The sequence below is a fragment of the Ferrovibrio sp. genome, from assembly GCF_035304305.1.
Taxonomy (GTDB): Bacteria; Pseudomonadota; Alphaproteobacteria; order Ferrovibrionales; family Ferrovibrionaceae; genus Ferrovibrio.
This window is the reverse complement of the sequence record NZ_DATGQG010000127.1, coordinates 21089-37289: the sequence shown is the minus strand read 5'-3', so window position 1 is coordinate 37289 and position 16201 is coordinate 21089. Positions and strand designations below refer to the sequence as shown.

The 16201-nt window shown below is 66.2% G+C and carries 14 protein-coding genes; 9 read left to right on the top strand and 5 right to left on the bottom strand.

Annotated elements, in window-relative coordinates; translation table 11 throughout:
* Positions 1 to 8 precede the first annotated feature (8 nt).
* The 3 genes from boxB to VKZ87_RS14395 all read right to left on the bottom strand — a co-directional run bounded on the left by boxB (position 9) and on the right by VKZ87_RS14395 (position 4089).
* Positions 9 to 1421, bottom strand: coding sequence for a benzoyl-CoA 2,3-epoxidase subunit BoxB (gene boxB / locus VKZ87_RS14405; RefSeq protein WP_324221958.1), 1413 nt, complete (start codon positions 1419 to 1421; stop codon positions 9 to 11).
* A 1-nt stretch (position 1422) separates the two neighbouring features.
* Positions 1423 to 3111 (bottom strand): 2,3-epoxybenzoyl-CoA dihydrolase, encoded by a 1689-nt coding sequence (boxC, locus tag VKZ87_RS14400; protein WP_324221957.1) that lies wholly within the window; start codon positions 3109 to 3111, stop codon positions 1423 to 1425.
* A 75-nt stretch (positions 3112 to 3186) separates the two neighbouring features.
* Entirely contained in the window at positions 3187 to 4089 is a 903-nt protein-coding gene (locus VKZ87_RS14395; RefSeq protein WP_324221956.1) for a helix-turn-helix transcriptional regulator, read from the bottom strand.
* 80 nt (positions 4090 to 4169) lie between these two features.
* On the opposite strand from VKZ87_RS14395, the gene VKZ87_RS14390 reads away from it, so the two are divergent.
* The 4 genes from VKZ87_RS14390 (at position 4170) to VKZ87_RS14375 (ending at position 8227) form a co-directional block, all read left to right on the top strand.
* A complete protein-coding gene (locus tag VKZ87_RS14390; RefSeq protein ID WP_324221955.1) occupies positions 4170 to 4637 on the top strand; it encodes a flavodoxin domain-containing protein in 468 nt (155 codons plus the stop codon).
* A gap of 62 nt (positions 4638 to 4699) precedes the next feature.
* Positions 4700 to 6256 (top strand): benzoate-CoA ligase family protein, encoded by a 1557-nt coding sequence (locus tag VKZ87_RS14385; RefSeq protein WP_324221954.1) that lies wholly within the window; start codon positions 4700 to 4702, stop codon positions 6254 to 6256.
* Between the two features lie 7 nt (positions 6257 to 6263).
* The gene (locus VKZ87_RS14380; protein WP_324221953.1) at positions 6264 to 7064 is read left to right on the top strand and encodes an alpha/beta hydrolase; all 801 of its coding nucleotides are present in this window, start codon (positions 6264 to 6266) and stop codon (positions 7062 to 7064) included.
* Positions 7065 to 7171: 107 nt separating this feature from the next.
* Complete coding sequence (locus VKZ87_RS14375) at positions 7172 to 8227, top strand: Fe(3+) ABC transporter substrate-binding protein (protein ID WP_324221952.1); 1056 nt, start codon at positions 7172 to 7174, stop codon at positions 8225 to 8227.
* Between the two features lie 61 nt (positions 8228 to 8288).
* Here the strand turns inward: VKZ87_RS14375 and VKZ87_RS14370 are convergent, their stop codons facing one another.
* Positions 8289 to 9836: a tetratricopeptide repeat protein gene (locus tag VKZ87_RS14370; RefSeq protein ID WP_324221951.1), complete on the bottom strand. Its 1548-nt coding sequence runs from the start codon at positions 9834 to 9836 to the stop codon at positions 8289 to 8291.
* A gap of 29 nt (positions 9837 to 9865) precedes the next feature.
* Positions 9866 to 11482, bottom strand: coding sequence for an iron ABC transporter permease (locus tag VKZ87_RS14365; RefSeq protein WP_324221950.1), 1617 nt, complete (start codon positions 11480 to 11482; stop codon positions 9866 to 9868).
* 211 nt (positions 11483 to 11693) lie between these two features.
* Between VKZ87_RS14365 and VKZ87_RS14360 the strand changes: the two genes are divergently transcribed.
* From VKZ87_RS14360 to VKZ87_RS14340, 5 genes are all read left to right on the top strand, one after another.
* Positions 11694 to 11960, top strand: a complete 267-nt coding sequence (locus tag VKZ87_RS14360) for a hypothetical protein (protein ID WP_324221949.1) — start codon at positions 11694 to 11696, stop codon at positions 11958 to 11960.
* Positions 11957 to 13780 (top strand): tetratricopeptide repeat protein, encoded by a 1824-nt coding sequence (locus VKZ87_RS14355; RefSeq protein WP_324221948.1) that lies wholly within the window; start codon positions 11957 to 11959, stop codon positions 13778 to 13780. Before VKZ87_RS14360 ends, VKZ87_RS14355 begins: the two co-directional genes overlap by 4 nt.
* Positions 13777 to 14460: an NnrU family protein gene (locus tag VKZ87_RS14350; RefSeq protein WP_324221947.1), complete on the top strand. Its 684-nt coding sequence runs from the start codon at positions 13777 to 13779 to the stop codon at positions 14458 to 14460. Before VKZ87_RS14355 ends, VKZ87_RS14350 begins: the two co-directional genes overlap by 4 nt.
* Positions 14461 to 14566: 106 nt before the next feature.
* Positions 14567 to 15214, top strand: coding sequence for a LysE family translocator (locus tag VKZ87_RS14345; protein ID WP_324221946.1), 648 nt, complete (start codon positions 14567 to 14569; stop codon positions 15212 to 15214).
* The gene (locus VKZ87_RS14340) at positions 15211 to 16167 is read left to right on the top strand and encodes a succinylglutamate desuccinylase/aspartoacylase domain-containing protein (RefSeq protein WP_324221945.1); all 957 of its coding nucleotides are present in this window, start codon (positions 15211 to 15213) and stop codon (positions 16165 to 16167) included. The genes VKZ87_RS14345 and VKZ87_RS14340 overlap by 4 nt, the downstream gene beginning before the upstream one ends.
* The last annotated feature ends 34 nt before the right edge of the window (positions 16168 to 16201 follow it).

The following is a 16201-nucleotide window of genomic DNA, read 5'->3' as shown; positions in this document are numbered from 1 at the left end:
TCCGCGATTTATGCGCGGACGTATTCGAAGTCGATCGGCTGGTTGTTGATGCCGCGGGCCGGCGGCGCGATCCAGTTGGCGAATTTGCCGATCTCGGTGACCGGGGTCATCAGGCTGATCACATAGGCACGGTCGGCATCCGTCGGCAGCCACTGATGCTGGCCGGCCTCCCATTCGGCCTGGCTGATCACCTTGCCGTCCGGGGTGACGTGCAGGTCGGCGAACTGGCCGATCCGGCGGTGGAAGGCGCGGTGCGGCAGCTTCAGCTCGAAATCGATACCGTGGCGCTTGATCACCTGGTTCCAGCGCATCACGCCGCGGGCACAGTCGGCGACGTAATCGTCGCGCAGCCGCTCGTTCAGGGCAGGAAGCGCCGGCTCCTCGCTCTCGACCAGGCCGCCGTTGCGGAACTGCAGCACCTTGTAGGCCGCATCGGTCAGCTTGTGGTCGTCATTGATGCGGGTCTCGTCGAAGCGCCCCTTCAGGCCCATCGTGTAGTAGTTCGCCGCGTTGGTCGAAATCTCCGAGCCGAACAGGTCAAGCGAGACCGAGAAGTGGAAGTTGAGATACTTCTGGAGCAGCGGCAGGTCGATCACGCCGTGCTTGCGTACGTCATCGGTCTTGAAGTCGCGCATGATCTCGCAGGTGCGCTGGATCACCCGGCTGATGCCGGTTTCACCGACGAACATGTGATGCGCTTCCTCGGTCAGCATGAAGCGGCAGGTGCGCGACAGCGGATCGAAGCCGCTTTCCGCCAGCGAGGCGAGCTGGAACTTGCCGTCGCGGTCGGTGAAGAAGGTGAACATGAAGAAGCTGAGCCAGTCCGGCGTCGCCTCGTTGAAGGCACCGAGGATGCGCGGCTTGTCGCTGTCGCCCGAGCGGCGCTGCAACAGGGCCTCGGCTTCCTCGCGGCCGTCGCGGCCGAAATGGGCATCCAGCAGGTAGACCATCGCCCAGAGATGGCGGCCTTCCTCGACGTTGACCTGGAAGAGGTTGCGCAGGTCGTAGAGGGAGGGGCAGGTCTGGCCGAGCAGGCGCTGCTGCTCCACCGAGGCCGGCTCCGTATCGCCCTGGGTGACGATCAGGCGGCGCAGCACGCCGCGATACTCGCCGGGCACTTCCTGCCAGGCGGCTTCGCCCTTGTGGTCGCCGAATGCGATCCTGCGGTCCGGTTCCGGCTCGGCCAGAAAGATGCCCCAGCGATAATCGGGCATCTTGACGTAATCGAAATGCGCCCAGCCCTGGGCGTCCACGCTGATCGCGGTGCGGAGATAGACCTCGCGGGCCTGGAATCCGGCGGGGCCCATGTCGTTCCACCAGTCGAGGAACTTCGGCTGCCAGTCCTCAAGCGCGCGCTGCAGGCGGCGATTGTCCGACAGGTTGACGTTGTTCGGAATGCGGGAATTGTAATCGATCGCCATGTCAGACCCTCCTGCGGTCGTATGCGGCGCGCTGGCCGGTGCCGTAAAGCTTGAGCGCACCCTGGTCGCCGACCGCGTTCGGGCGCTGGAAGATCCAGTTCTGCCAGGCGGTGAGGCGGCCGAAGATCTTGGTTTCCATCGTTTCCGGCCCGCCGAAGCGCAGGCTCGCTTCCATGCCGGTGAGCGCGTCCGGCGAGAAGGCGGCACGTTCCTCAATGGCGATGCGGACTTCGTCTTCCCAGTCGATGTCATCGGGAATGAAGGTGACCAGCCCGGCCTCGTCGGCGGCCCGGGCGTCGAGATCCTGGTCGATCAGCTTGCGGATCTCCTCCACGCGGGACGGGTCGTCGAGATTGCGGCTGGCGATCCGGCTCAGGCCGTTGCCCATCGGATAGGCGCCGAAATTCAGCGGGGTGAGGCGGATGGTCGCCGGCGGGCGGTTGTCGCCCTCCATCTGGCCGTCCAGCATGTAGGAGCGATCGGCGGCCGCGACCAGCTCGTACAGGGTGCCGGTGAAGCAGGAGCCGGGCTCGATCAGCGCGAAAATCGAGCGCGACGAGACGTCGATCCGCTTGAAGACGCGCTTGAGGAAGAGACGGATCTCGCGCACCAGCCAATGCGCCTTGTGCTGCTCCAGCGCGGCGTCATAGGCGGCGACCAGATCGGCATCGCCATGGCTGCGGAAGACCCAGAGACCGATGGTTTCCTCGTTCGTGCGCAGATGCAGGATGAGGTCGTCGAGCTCGCGGGCAAGCGCCAGCGACCAGAACTGATCGCCCTGGGCCTGGATGCCGTCGGCGGAGGCGGGCGGCGCTTCCTTCGGGCCTGCGACGGCGATCTCGGCGATGCCCCGCGCGCGGTCGAGCCTCGCCTCGACATGGGAATAGACGATGCGGTCGCCCTCGATCTGGCGCTCCAGGCGGTTCAGGCGGATGCCCTTGGCATCGGTCGGGCGGTCGGATTTGGCGGCCATGGCTTCGGCGCGGGCGCGCGCCACCTCGGCGAGTCTGGTGCGGGGGACCACCTCGTCGACCAGGCGCCAGTCGACGGCGCGTTTGCCCTTGATGCCTTCCTCGATGGTACAGAAGAAGTCGGCCCGGTCGCGCCGGACCATCCGCTTGTCGACCAGCCGGGTCAGGCCGCCGGTGCCGGGCAGCACGGCGAGGAGGGGGACTTCCGGCAGCGAGACAGAGGTGTTCCCGTCATCGGCCATCACGATGTAGTCGGCCGCCAGCGCCAGCTCGTAGCCGCCGCCGGCGCAGGGGCCGTTTACGGCCGCCAGATAGGCCTGCTTGGATTCCGCCGTGGCATCCTCGATGCCGTTGCGGGTCTCGTTGGTGAATTTGCAGAAATTGACCTTCCAGCCATGGGGTGACTGGTTGAGCATGCGGATATTGGCTCCCGCGCAGAAGATCCGCTCCTTGGCGGAGGTGATGATCACCGAGCGGACTTCCGGATGCTCGAAGCGCAGGCGCTGGACCGCGTCATGCAGCTCGATGTCGACCCCGAGGTCGTAGGAATTGAGCTTCAGCTCGTAGCCGGGACGCAGGCCGCCGTCTTCCCTGACGTCCATCGCGAGGGTCGCGACGGGTCCGTCGATGCTCAGCTTCCAGTGCTTGTACTGGCCGGGCTCGGTGCGGAAATCGACCGGGGCGGCGCCGTCGGCGCCATTCTGCTGGCTCTCGGCCATGGGGCGGCTCCTCCTGATTGAAGGTGCATTATAATGCCTGTGGCCGCGCAGGCAAGAATTATTATGCAGCTTGCCTCAGGCGGCAGCTTCCCGCGTCGGCCAGGCCGGATGGGAGCGCAGGGCGGCGACCAATTCCGCGCCGGCCTGCTCGGCGGACTTGCCCGACGTGTCGAAAACCATGTCGGCGCGGGCATAGAGTGGCTCGCGCTGGACCAGAATCCGCTTCAGGTCGGCCATGGCTTCCGCCTGGCCGCGCATCGGTCGCATGTCCCCTTGGGCAATGACGCGATCCATATGATCCTCTGGCGAGGCCTTCAGCCATATGGTGAAGCAGTGCATCAGGAGATTGGCATAAGTCTGCGGTTCAGAAGGCAAACTTCCGCCGGTCGCGATGATCTTTGGAACCGGGTCGGAGATGATGCGTTCGAGTGCGCGGCGCTCGAAGCGCCGGTAGGCTGACTGCCCGTAAAGATCGAAGATCTCGTTCAGGCTGGCCCCGGCCTCCGTTTCGATTTCATGAGCCATTTCAACAAATTGAAGGCCATATTTGCCAGCGATGTACCGGCCGAGCGTGGTCTTGCCTGCGCCCCGCAGCCCGATCAGGGCGATATGGCGTTTTGCACTTGGCGCGATACCGAAATGGTCACCGATAAACTTCTGTAATTCCTGCAATTGTTCAGACGAGAGGTCTTCCATCTGCCGGAGCAGCAGAGCCAGGTCGACACTGAGAGGCGCTTGGTCCGTCAGCAGGTCGGTCATGGGCAGGTCCATGGCACGGGCGATCTGGCGCAGCAGCAGGATGGAGATATTGCCGGCGCCGCTTTCCAGCTGGGCGAGGTAACGTTCCGACACGCCGGAATCGCGGGCGAGAATCTTGCGGCTCATGCCGCGGCGGGCCCGGGCGTTGCGCACGCGCTCGCCCACCGCCGCCAGGAAGGCGGCCTCGTCATCACGCGTTATGTGGCGTTCTTCGACCATAGCTGCATTATAATGCAAATTGGACTGGAGCGCCAGCCGGGCATGCTTTATAGTTCGGGGCCTCAGTCAGGAGGTTCGAGATGCAGGTTTCCATCCTTGTCGGCACTATGACCGGAACGGCCGAACTTGTCGCGGGCGATATCAAGAAGGCGCTCGAGGGGAAGGGGCACGCGGTCGAGATCCTGCTCATGGACAACCTGAAATCCGACGTCTTCCAGCGGCCCGGGGCCTTCCTGATCTGCACCTCGACCTACGGCCAGGGCGACGTCCCCGACAATGCCCGCGATTTCCTTGCCGACCTGCGGACGGCGCGGCCGGACCTGACCGGCAAGCTGGTTGGCATCGTCGGGCTGGGCGACAGCACCTACCAGGATACCTTCAACCACGGCGGCCGCCAGTTCGAGGAAACCCTCGCCTCCCTGAATGCCAGCCTGGTTGGTGAGCGCATGCAGCATAACGCGTCCGGCGGCAGCCTGCCGGAAGAGGACGGGGTGGCCTGGGCGCTGGACTGGGTGGAGCAGGTGGAGCCGCTGGCCCAGGCGGCCTGACCTCCGGCGGCGGCAGCCGCCAACCCCGCACGGCGCGCAAAGAAAATAAAACGGGAGGAATGATGCCGCGCTTTCTCGATCTGCCGCGGCGGTATAACGCCGCCACTCATTTCATCGACCGCCATATCGCGGAAGGCCGCGGCAGCAAGACGGCCTTCATCGACGACAAGGGCAGCTACACCTACGCCGACCTTGCCGCCCGCGTGAACCGTGCCGGCAACCTCCTCAGGGCCCAGGGCGTGCGGCCGGAACAGCGCGTCATGCTGGCGCTGCTGGACAGCATCGATTTCCCGGCCATGTTCTTCGGCGCCATGAAGATCGGTGCCGTGCCGGTGCCGGTGAACACGCTGCTCACCACGCCGGACTACGATTTCCTGCTGCGCGACAGCCGCGCCGCCGCGCTGGTGGTTTCCGACGCGCTGCTCGAGAAGTTCCGCCCGATCATTTCCGGCCAGCCCTATCTGGAGCAGACCCTGATCAGCGGCCAGGTGCCCGCCACCGTGACGCCGCTCGACAGGCTGATGGCGGAACAGTCCGACCGGCTGGAGGCGGCGGCGACGACGCCGGACGATATCGGCTTCTGGCTCTATTCCTCGGGCTCGACCGGTTCGCCCAAGGGCGCCATCCATCTGCATGGCGATCTGGTCCATACCGCCGTGCTCTACGGCCAGGACGTGCTCGGCATCCGGGAAGACGATGTGGTCTTCTCGGCGGCCAAGCTGTTCTTCGCCTACGGGCTGGGCAATGCCATGACCTTTCCGCTGCATGTCGGCGCCACCGCGGTGCTGATGGCCGAACGGCCGACGCCCCAGGCGGTGATGCAGCGCCTGAAGCAGCATCAGGCCAGCATCTTCTACGGCGTGCCGACGCTCTATGCCGGCATCCTTGCCGCCCAGGGCATCACGAAGGAGAGCGGCTCGGACCGCCTGCGCGCCTGCGTTTCGGCCGGCGAAGCCCTGCCGGAGGAAATCGGCAAGCGCTGGAAGGCGCTGTTCGGCGTCGACATTCTGGACGGCATCGGCTCGACCGAGATGCTGCACATCTTCCTGTCCAACCGTCCGGGCGACGTCCGCTACGGCACCACCGGCCGCGCCGTGCCGGGTTACGACCTGCGCATCGTCGGCGAGAACGGGGAAGACGTGCCGCCGGGCGAAATCGGCGAATTGCTGGTCAGCGGCCCGTCCAGCGCCATCGCCTACTGGAACAACCGCGCCAAGAGCCTCAGCACCTTCCACGGCCCCTGGACGCGGACCGGCGACAAATATGTCTGCGACAAGGACGGCTACTACACCTATGCCGGCCGCTCCGACGATATGCTGAAAGTAAGCGGCATCTGGGTGTCGCCGTTCGAGGTGGAATCCGCCCTGCAGGCCCATCCCAAGGTTCTGGAGGTCGCCGTCGTGGCGCATCCCGACAGCGACGATCTCATCAAGCCGAAGGCCTATGTCGTGCTGAAGGACGGCATCGCCGGCGATGACGCCCTGATTGCCGAGCTGCAGACCTTTGTGAAGGACCGGCTGGCGCCCTACAAGTATCCCCGCTGGGTCGAGTTCGTTCCGGAGCTGCCGAAGACCGCCACCGGCAAGATCCAGCGTTTCAAGCTGCGGAGCAGAGCCTGAGCATCATATGAGTTCGCCGCTTCAGTCCGTCGTCATTCCGGCCGGCCGGATCGAGTATCGCTGGGCCGGACCGAAGCGGTCCGCCCTGCGCGAGGTCGGACAGCCGGTCATCGTCCTGCTGCATGAAGGCCTCGGCTCGGTCGCGCTGTGGAAGGATTTCCCCGATCGCCTGGCAACCGCGGCGGACCTGCCGGTACTGGTCTACAGCCGCATCGGCTATGGCGGCTCCGATCCCTGTGCCCTGCCGCGGCCGATCACCTACATGCACGAGGAAGGAGAGGACATCCTTCCCGACCTGCTCGCGGCGCTGAACGTCGGCCCGCATATCCTGGTCGGCCATTCCGACGGAGCCTCGATCGCGCTGATCCATGCCGGCGCGAAGCCGCGCGAGGCGTTGCTGGGCGTCGCCGTCATGGCGCCGCATGTCTTCTGCGAGGAAATCTCGGTGAAGTCGATCCGGGCTGCCGGGAAGGCCTATGCCGAGGGCAACCTGCGCAGCCGCCTGGAAAAGTATCACGGCGCGAATGTCGACTGCGCCTTCCGGGGCTGGTGCGATTCCTGGCTCAATCCCGAATTCCACCACTGGAACATCGAAGGCTATGTCGACCGGATTACCGTGCCGGTATTGGCCATCCAGGGCGAGGAGGACGAATACGGTACCAGGGCGCAGGTCGACAGCATCGCCCGGCGGGCGGGTGCCGAGGTGCTGATGCTGCCGGCCTGCGGCCACAGTCCCCATCGCGACCAGCCGGACGCCACCCTGAATGCGCTCCGGCGGTTCATCCGTGAGCTGACGGATCGCCACTGAACGCACGGGCAATCACGCAAGACTGAAACTCACTCTCACTTGCGACCCTCCGGGGCGGGTGATAGTTTCTGCAAGTCAGTCGCATAAACACCTCTCACGGAGAGACCATGACATCCGCGCTTTCCAAGTTTTCCGCCCGCCGCGCGCTGCTGCTGGGCGCTGCCGGTCTTGCCGCCATGCTGGCGCTGCCGGGCGTTACCGCCGCTCAGGACAAGGTCCTGAACCTGTATTCCTCGCGCCACTACGACACCGACGAGGCGCTCTACGCGGAATTCACCCGGCAGACCGGCATCCAGATCAACCGCATCGAGGCGGGTGAAGACCAGCTGCTGCAGCGCATGCGCACCGAAGGCGAGCGCAGTCCGGCCGATGTGCTGATTACCGTCGACGCCGGCCGTCTGTGGCGCGCCCAGTCGATGGGCCTGCTGCAGCCGATCCGCAATGCGGTGCTCGAGAAGGCAATCCCGGCGCATCTGCGCGAACCCGATGGCCATTGGTTCGGCTTCTCCAAGCGGGCCCGCGTGCTCGTCGTCAACAAGGAGAAGGTGAAGCCGGGCGAGATTGCCCGTTACGAGGACCTCGCCGACGCCAAATGGAAGGGACGCGTGCTCATCCGCTCCTCGACCAACGTGTACAACCAGTCGCTGGTCGGCTCGATGATCGCGACGCTTGGCGAGCCGGCGACGGAAACCTGGGCCAAGGCGGTGGTTGCCAATATGGCGCGGGCGCCGAAGGGCGGCGACACCGACCAGCTCAAGGCGGTGGCCGCGGGCGAGGGCGATGTTGCCGTGTCCAACTCCTATTATCTCGCGCGCCTGATGGGCTCGAAGAAGCCGGAAGACCAGGCCGTGGCTGCCAAGCTGGCCATCATCTTCCCCAACCAGGACGATCGCGGCACCCATGTGAATATCAGCGGCGCCGGCGTCGCGAAGTATTCACCGAACAAGGAGAACGCGATCAGGTTCCTCGAATACCTGGCTTCGAAGCAGGCCCAGGAATACTTCTCCAAGGGCAACTACGAATTCCCGGTCGTCGGCGGCGTGGCGCTGCATCCGGTGATCGCCGGCTGGGCCGAATTCAAGGAAGACCAGATCAATGCCGCGGTGTTCGGCAGGAACAACGAGGCGGCGCTCAAGCTGATGGATCGCGCCGGCTGGAAGTAAGTCGGTTGATCGAATGAAAAAAGGGCGGGTTCTTCCCGCTCTTTTTTGTTGATGTGCAGGATCAGGCGCGCTGCGCCAGCACCATGAAACAGGGTACGGGCTGGCCCATTTCCTCGCGCCCGGCCGTCTCATCGAAGCGCAGGATCGTCCAGCCGGCCTGCTCCAGCGCCTTCCGCACATAGCCGGCATCATGCTGGTAGCGGCCGGTGGGACCGAGGCGGAAACCCTCGGCCGTAACCTCGCCCTGCATGGCCTCGACCGTGAAGCCGAACAGGCCCTGCGGTTCGGTCTTGGCCGCAATGGCGGAGAAGCTGGGCGGAAGGGCGCCGAAATAGCAGAACACGTCGGCCGCGACCGTCACGTCGTAGCGGTTCGTGTCGGCGGCCAGAAAGGCGCCCAGCTCAGCTTCGTGCAGGGAGTCGTACAGCCCGCGCTCGCGCGCCCTGGCCAGCATGCCGCCGCTGAGATCGACGCCAATGAGCGTTTTCGCCAGCGGTTTGAGGAAGGGCGCACAGAGGCCGGTGCCGCATCCGGCATCGAGAATCGACAATCCGCTGCGGCCACCGAGCGTGTCCCGGATGAGGCCGCAGAGGACTTCCGGCACCCGGTAGCCGAGGCCGGCCAGGGTTTCCTCGAAATCGCTGGCAAAGCGGTCGAAGGTTTCCCGCAGATAGGTGTCGCCGGCGCGTTCGGGCGCGCCTTCGCCGAGGATGGCGGCAGCCATGTGTTCGGCAACCGCGTGGCCGTTGCTGCTGCTGCGCCAGCGGCGCGCATGTTCGCGCGCTTTCTCGGCTGCACCGGTGCGGGCCATGCCATACAGCATCTCGCCCATATGGTAGTGCAGCATCGTGTCTTCCGGTGTCACCGACAGTGCAACGGCGGTGATCTCGGCGCCTTCGCTGAAACGCCCGAGCTTGTACAGCGACAGGGACAGGTTGCGGAGCGCATGGATATGCCTCGGCGCCGTTCTGAGCGCGGCCATGCAGGCCTGCGTCGCACCTGCATAATCCTCCTTCGACGCCAGCAATCCGCCGAGATTGGCATGCGCATCCGCATAGGACGGTTCCAGCGTTACGGCACGCCGATAGGCGTCCTCGGCCTCATCGATGCGCTTCAGGTCGCGATAGGCGTTGCCGAGACTGAACCAGGCCTGCGCATAGGGCGGATGCAGTTCGATCGCGCGCTTGTAGCTCGAGACGGCAGCTTCCTTGTCGCCCGACTGCGCCAGTCCAACGCCGAGATTGAAATGCAGCAGCGGATTGTCCGGCTGCTGCTTCAGGCCTTCGCGGTAGGTTTCCAGCGCCTGGCCGGTCCGGCCATGGCGGAGGTAGGTATTGCCGAGCAGCACATATCCGTCGGCGACGGAGGGAGCGAGCTTTATGGCGCGCTTGAGCGCCTGGGCCGTCGGCTTGAATTCGCCGCGCTGGTTGTGCACCTGCCCGAGGGCAAACCAGGCATCGGCGCGGTTGGGTGATGTCCTGACCAGGTCTTCCAGCACACGCTGGGCGGCGTCCAGTTGGCCCTGCGCCACCAGGGCCGCCACCGTCGCCATCGGATTGCCGTCGATGCCCGCCTGTTTCAGCAGGGCGTCACTTACTGAATTCGACATACGCTGTCCTGTCCTGTGTCAGGGCGGTGTTAGTCGCGGGGGCGGGACCGTGCCACCGCAGCATGCAGCCAGATTACGGGAACCAGGCTGACCCCGACAATGATCAAGGCCCCGGTCGAGGCCTCGCTGAGGCGTTCATCACTGGCGAGTTGATAGACGCGGACGGCCAGGGTGTCAAAGTCGAAAGGCCGGACGATCAGGGTAGCCGGCAGCTCCTTCAGTACATCGACGAAAACCAGCATGGCGGCGGTCAGCAGGCTGCCCCGCAGCAGCGGCGCATGGATTTTCCGCACGACGCCGAACGGAGATTGTCCCAACACCCGGGCGGCCTGGTCGAAGCTGGGGCGGATCCGCTGCAGCCCGCCTTCCACCGTGTTGAACGCCACCGCGAGGAAGCGCACGAGATAGGCGTACAGCAGGGCGATCACGCTGCCGCTGAGCAGCAGGCCGGGTGTCACCCCGAAGGCGGCTTCGGCCCAGCGGTTGATTGCATGATCGAAATAGGCCAGCGGCAGCAGGATGCCGATCGCGATCACCGAACCCGGCACCGCGTAACCCATGGTCGCGAACTGCACCAGCCAGTTCATCCGGCGGCCCGGCACCAGCCGCTGGGCATAGGCGAGGCAGAGCGCCACGACGATCAGCAGCACAGCTGCCAGTCCGGCCAGGGAGAAGCTGTTGAAGGTGAACTCCGCGAGCCGTTCGATGCTGGAGGGATCGCCCTCCCGGATCGCCAGATGCAGCAGCCAGACTGCGGGCAGCACGAAGCCGATGAGGACCGGCAACCCGCAGGCCAGACAGGCGAGAAACGCCGGCAGCGGCTGCAGCCGCTGCGGCATCAGGGGACGGGTGCGCGCCGAGGTGTGATGGAAGCGGCGGGCCTGGCGGCTGCCGCGTTCCAGCATCACGGCAGCCAGGACGAAGATCATCAGGATGCCCGAGAGCTGCGCGGCCGCGACCGGATCGCCCATGCCGAACCAGGTGCGGTAGATCGCCGTCGTGAAGGTCGGCACGCCGAAATAGCTGACGGCGCCGAACTCGGCGAGGGTTTCCATCAGCACCAATGCGACCCCGCCGGCGATCATCGGCCGGGCCAGCGGCAGGGCGATGCGGCGAAAGCGCGCCCAGGGCGAGAGGCCGAGTGTCCGGCCCACCTCCAGCACGCAGACCGACTGGTCGAGGAAGGCTGCGCGGGCAAGCATGAAGACATAGGGAAAGAAGGCGAAGATCAGCAGAAAGACCGCGCCGCCCAGCGACATCACATCCGGAAACCAGTAATCGTTGCGGTTCCAGCCAAAGGCTGCGCGCAGGCTGCTCTGTACCGGGCCGGCAAACTGCAGCAGGTCGCCGTAGACGAAGGCCGTGACATAGCTCGGCATGGCCAGCGGCAGGAACAGGGCCCAGGCCAGCCAGCGGCGACCTGGAAACTCGGTCATCGTCACCAGCCAGGCGCAGCCTGTGCCGATCACGGCGCTGCCCAGTCCCACGCCGATGACCAGCACGACGGTATTCTGCAGCATCTCCGGCAGAACGGTGCCGGCCAGATGGCGCCACACATCGGTCGCCGGTTGTCCGAGATTGACCAGGATGGCGAGAATGGGGGCGGCGACCACGAGGGCCGCGATCACCGCGAGCACCGCCCACACGGTCTCATGCTTCCGGCGGCGGGACGGAAGGCCGGGCTGGATGGGCAACGGAGAGGCGAGGTCGGTCACGGGATAAGCCGCCGGAGGAATGATCGCCCCTGATTAAGCTATCTGCGAGGAAGTCGCAAATCCCGGGCGGCGGCCAAATCGGGATCGATGGACGATATGCGCCGGCTTTCCTATTCTGCTTTTTCGGGAGAGGGAGGGTGAAATGGCGGATCCGGTGCGGTTTCCGGGCGGGCAGAAGCCGACTGAGGCGCAGCTGCGTTACCTGCGCCGCGGGTTGCGGCAACCTGGCGGCAAGCTGCCGATCTTCGATGAACATGGCCAGCAGATCAGCGTTCACACCATAACCTCCTGCATCAAGGCCGGCTGGGCGGAACCCTGGTTCGACAACCCGATCAAGCCGGACTGGGTGATCTGCAAGCTGACGCGCGAGGGCCGCGCCCTGTTCGAGATACCGAAAACGGGACGATGAGCGTTTCCAGAGTGTGGCGTGCCGGTCTGTTCGGCGCTGGGCTGCTCGGCGCCGGGCTGGTCGGCAGCGTATGTGTCGACCAGCTCTGGGCGGCGCCGACCGACCGCTTCACCCCGCCCTTCGCCGAAACGGCGAAGCCGGTTCCCGATCTGCCGGAGCTGCAGCGCAGGGCCGAAGCCGGTGAAGCCGAAGCCCAGTATCAGGTCGGCCTTGCCTACCAGCTCGGCCTTGGCGTCGAACGCAACTTCGTGCAGGCGCGCTCGTGGTTCTCCCGCGCCGCCGGGCAGGGGCATGCACGGGCGCAGGGCGGGCTGGCCTTTCTTCTCCTGCTCGGACAGGGCGGCCCGAAGGATCTGGCAGAGGCCGAGCGGCTGCTGCGGCTGGCGGCGGATCAGGGCGAGGCGAGCGCGATGGCCAATCTGGCGGAACTCAGCCTCGAGCAGAGTCCGGGCAATCCCCGGCAGGCGGTGGAACTGCTCGAGCAGGCGATCAGGGCCGGCGCGATCAATGCGCGCTACCGGCTGGCGCGCCTGCTCATCGAAGGCCGTAACGTCACGGCGGATGTGCCTCGCGGGCTTGCGCTGCTGGAAGAGGCGGCCGCCGCGGGCAGCCCGTACGGCCTGACCTATCTGGCCGCTCTGCTCAGCGAGGGAGAGATCGTCCCCCGCGACGAGCGCCGGGCCTATGCGCTGGCGCAGCGCGCCGCCGATGCCGGACTGGCCGAGGGCCTGAATGAATTCGGCCGCATGATTGCCTGGGGGATCGGCACCCGGCGCGATCCCGTCCGCGCGGCGGCTTACCTCGAGCGGGCCGGAAAGCTCGGCGATCCGAATGGCTGGTACAATCTGGCGCGGCTGCATGAGGAGGGAGCGCTCGGCGGCGGCCTCACCGAGGCCCGACGGCTCGCGCTTCTCGCGGCCAGCCAGTCGCTGCCGCTCGGCAATGCGATGGCAGGCCGCATGCTCTATCGCGGTGAGGGCGGGCCGCGTGATCCCGTTGCGGCCAGACCGCTGTTGCAGGCTGCCGCCGAAGCCGGCGATGCCGATGCCCGGAATTACCTCGCGCTGATGCTGTTCAACGGCGAGGCCGGTGGCCAACCCGATCCCGAGGCTGCCATGGCCTGGTGGGAGCAGGCCGTCGCGCAGGGACATGGGCCGTCGACCAGCAACTTCGCCACCTATCTGGCGGAGGGGATCGGGCGTCCCGCCGATCCGGCCCGTGCCCGCGCGCTGCTGCAGGAGGCCGCGGAGCAGGGCCACGCGCCTGCCCAGTTCCGTCTGGCGCTCTGGCAGGAGCATGGCTGGAAGGGCACGCCGAAGGATCTGCCCGGTGCGATACACTGGTTCCGGCGCGCCGCCGAGAGCGGCCATGGCGCGGCCGCATTCAGATACGCGAGCTATGTGGAGGCGGGCGAGGGCATCGCCGCAGATCAGGCGGAAGCCGCGCGCTGGTACCGCATCGCCGCCGAGCGCGGCAACGCCGCCGCGCAGTTCCAGATCGCGCGCCTGCTCTTTGCCGGCGATGCCGGTCTGAAGGCCGACCCGCAGGCGGCACTGAAGTGGCTGGACCGCGCCGCCGGGCAGGGCTATGCCGAAGCTCTGTTCGTGCTCGGCGATCTGTATTTCCGCGGCGAGGGGCGGCCTGCCGATCCGGTGAGGGCCTGGGCCTATTTCCGGCTGGCGGAGGAGCGCGGCATTCCGGAAGCGGCGCCCAACCGCCGCGTCATCGAAACCAGGCTTCTGGCCAGTGAGCGTCAGCAGGCCGCTGCCGCGGCCCGGCAGATCGCCGCCGCCATAAGACGGGAGACCTTCGAGGAATGACCGCCCTGCTGCTGGCCGCTATGGCCTGGATCCTGCTCCATGTGGTCGTCGCCGGCCCGTTGCGTCCGTCGCTCGTGCGGCGGCTCGGGCTGCCCGCCTATCGCGGCGTCTTCTCCCTGCTCAGCGCGCTGTTCCTGGTCGCCCTGATCTGGGCCTTTGCCGCTGCACCCCATGTCGAACTGTGGCCGGCCAGCCCGGCGCTGTCGGTCATTCCGCTGGTGGTGATGCCGGTGGCCTTCCTGTTCCTTGTCGGCAGCCTGCGGCCGAGCAATCCGACCCTGGCCGGGCCGGACATGGTGATGGGCGGAGAGTTGCCGGTGACCGGCTTCACCCGCATCACGCGGCATCCGATGCTGTGGGCGTTCAGCCTCTGGGCGCTGGCCCATATGGCTGCCAACGGCGATGTCGCAACCCTGACCCTGGCCGGCGCGATTCTCATCACCGCCCTGAACGGCATGGTGTCGATCGATCGCAAGCGCGCCGCGGCCTTCGGCGAACGCTGGCAGCGCTTTGCGGCGAAGACCTCGATCATTCCCTTCTCCGCAGTGGCGGCCGGCCGCACGCCGCTGCGGTTCGCCGATATCGGCTGGTTGAATATCGCAGTTGCAGCAGTTCTTTACGGCCTGTTCCTCTGGCTGCATGACAAATTCTTCGGCGTGCCGGCCTATCCGAGCCTCTAGGCGGAGATGAGGGGGATGGGCGGCGGTTTACCGGCCTCCCTGCCCGTGCTACAGCCCGCAGAATGTTTGCGTCGCGGAGCGTCTGAACGTGTGGGAGAGCCTGCTTATGCTGGGCAAGGGCGGTCTGGCGGGATTCATCATCGCCGCCCCCGTCGGTCCGGTGGGGGTCTTCTGCGTGCAGCGGACGCTGAACCGCGGTCGGATCAGTGGCCTTGCGGCAGGACTGGGCGCCGCCTGCGCCGATGCGTTCTACGGCACCATCGCCGCCTTCGGCCTCAGCCTGATCTCGCGCTGGCTGGAGGCTCATGAGACGGCCTTCCGGCTGGTCGGAGGGCTGTTCCTCTGCTTCATGGGCTGGCGCATGCTGCGTGCCGCGTCCCTTCCGAAACCGGAGCATGTTCCGGTGCCGCTGCCGAAGGCCGGCCGCAACGACGGCCTGATCGCCGGTTTCGCCTCGACCTTTTTCCTCACCGCTACCAATCCGATCACGATCGTCGCCTTCCTCGGCATCTTCGCCTTTTTCGGCATCGGTTCCTTCGGCCTGTCGAACACGATGGCCGTCTGGCTGGTGCTCGGCGTCTTTGCCGGCTCGTCGATCTGGTGGCTGTCGCTGGCCGCGCTGGCCGGCGCGTTCCGGCGCAGGCTGCGCGAGGGCAGCGGCCTGCGTATCATCAACGGCGCTTCCGGTCTGCTGATTCTGGGGTTCGGCCTCTACGGCATCGGCAGCGTCATCTGGTTCTGGAGTATGCAATGAACGCACAGACTGACACGCTGCCGCCGATCGAGATCACGCCGAAGGACATCTCGGCCTATCGGACGGGCAATCGCGGCGTGGACTATGTCCATACCCTCGAATCCGGCCGCCCCGGGCCGCATGTCATCGTGAATGCTCTCACGCACGGCAACGAATTCTGCGGCATGGTCGCGGTCACGCATCTGCTGGAGCAGGGTATCCGCCCGCTGCGCGGCAAGCTGACCCTGGTCTTCGCCAATGTCGACGCCTATCACCGCTTCGATCCGGCGTCGCCGTTCGACTCCCGCTTCGTCGACCGCGATTTCAACCGCGTCTGGGACGATGACACGCTGGAAGGCCCCGATGCCACGGTGGACGTGAAGCGCGCACGGGCGCTGCGGCATATCTATGCCGAGGCCGATGCGCTGATCGACCTGCATTCGACGACCTATGCCGTGCCGCCGATGCTGATTCACGAACCGCATGCCAAGATCGAGCCGTTGTCCCGGCATCTCCATTCGCCGCTGCATCACCTGCTGCTGCCCGGCGTGAAGCATCCCGGCCGGCCGCTGATCCAGTACGGCGCCTTCGGCGACCCGCGGGCGACCCCGGTCGCGCTGGTCGTGGAATGCGGCCAGCATTTCGCCCGGACCAGCGGCGAGATCGCGATTTCCGTGACCATGCGTTTCCTGGATTTCTTCGGCCTCATCCCGACCGATCTTGCAGCGCAATATCCGGCCGAGGCCGGCCAGCCGAAGCGGTACGAGGTCACCGATGTGCTGGTCGCCAAGACGGACCAGTTCCGCTTTACCGCACCGTTCATCGGCTTCGAGGAAGTGCCCGGGGGCACCCTGATTGCGACCGATGGGAGCGAAGAGATTCGCGCTCCTGCTCAGGGTTGTACCATCATCATGCCGGCACGCCGCCCGACGAAGGGAAGGGACGTGCTCTCGCTGGCCCAGCGGTTGCAGTGAGGAAACTGCCTTAAGGTCAGGCGGGAAGATGCTT

Coding starts and splice junctions, on each gene's coding strand:
- VKZ87_RS14385 (WP_324221954.1), top strand. CDS start 4,700: ATGCCGCGCTTTCTCGATCTGCCGCGGCGGTATAACGCCGCCACTCAT.
- VKZ87_RS14345 (WP_324221946.1), top strand. CDS start 14,567: ATGCTGGGCAAGGGCGGTCTGGCGGGATTCATCATCGCCGCCCCCGTC.
- VKZ87_RS14370 (WP_324221951.1), bottom strand. CDS start 9,836: ATGTCGAATTCAGTAAGTGACGCCCTGCTGAAACAGGCGGGCATCGAC.
- boxB (WP_324221958.1), bottom strand. CDS start 1,421: ATGGCGATCGATTACAATTCCCGCATTCCGAACAACGTCAACCTGTCG.
- VKZ87_RS14395 (WP_324221956.1), bottom strand. CDS start 4,089: ATGGTCGAAGAACGCCACATAACGCGTGATGACGAGGCCGCCTTCCTG.
- VKZ87_RS14350 (WP_324221947.1), top strand. CDS start 13,777: ATGACCGCCCTGCTGCTGGCCGCTATGGCCTGGATCCTGCTCCATGTG.
- VKZ87_RS14380 (WP_324221953.1), top strand. CDS start 6,264: ATGAGTTCGCCGCTTCAGTCCGTCGTCATTCCGGCCGGCCGGATCGAG.
- VKZ87_RS14390 (WP_324221955.1), top strand. CDS start 4,170: ATGCAGGTTTCCATCCTTGTCGGCACTATGACCGGAACGGCCGAACTT.
- VKZ87_RS14360 (WP_324221949.1), top strand. CDS start 11,694: ATGGCGGATCCGGTGCGGTTTCCGGGCGGGCAGAAGCCGACTGAGGCG.
- VKZ87_RS14340 (WP_324221945.1), top strand. CDS start 15,211: ATGAACGCACAGACTGACACGCTGCCGCCGATCGAGATCACGCCGAAG.
- VKZ87_RS14355 (WP_324221948.1), top strand. CDS start 11,957: ATGAGCGTTTCCAGAGTGTGGCGTGCCGGTCTGTTCGGCGCTGGGCTG.
- boxC (WP_324221957.1), bottom strand. CDS start 3,111: ATGGCCGAGAGCCAGCAGAATGGCGCCGACGGCGCCGCCCCGGTCGAT.
- VKZ87_RS14375 (WP_324221952.1), top strand. CDS start 7,172: ATGACATCCGCGCTTTCCAAGTTTTCCGCCCGCCGCGCGCTGCTGCTG.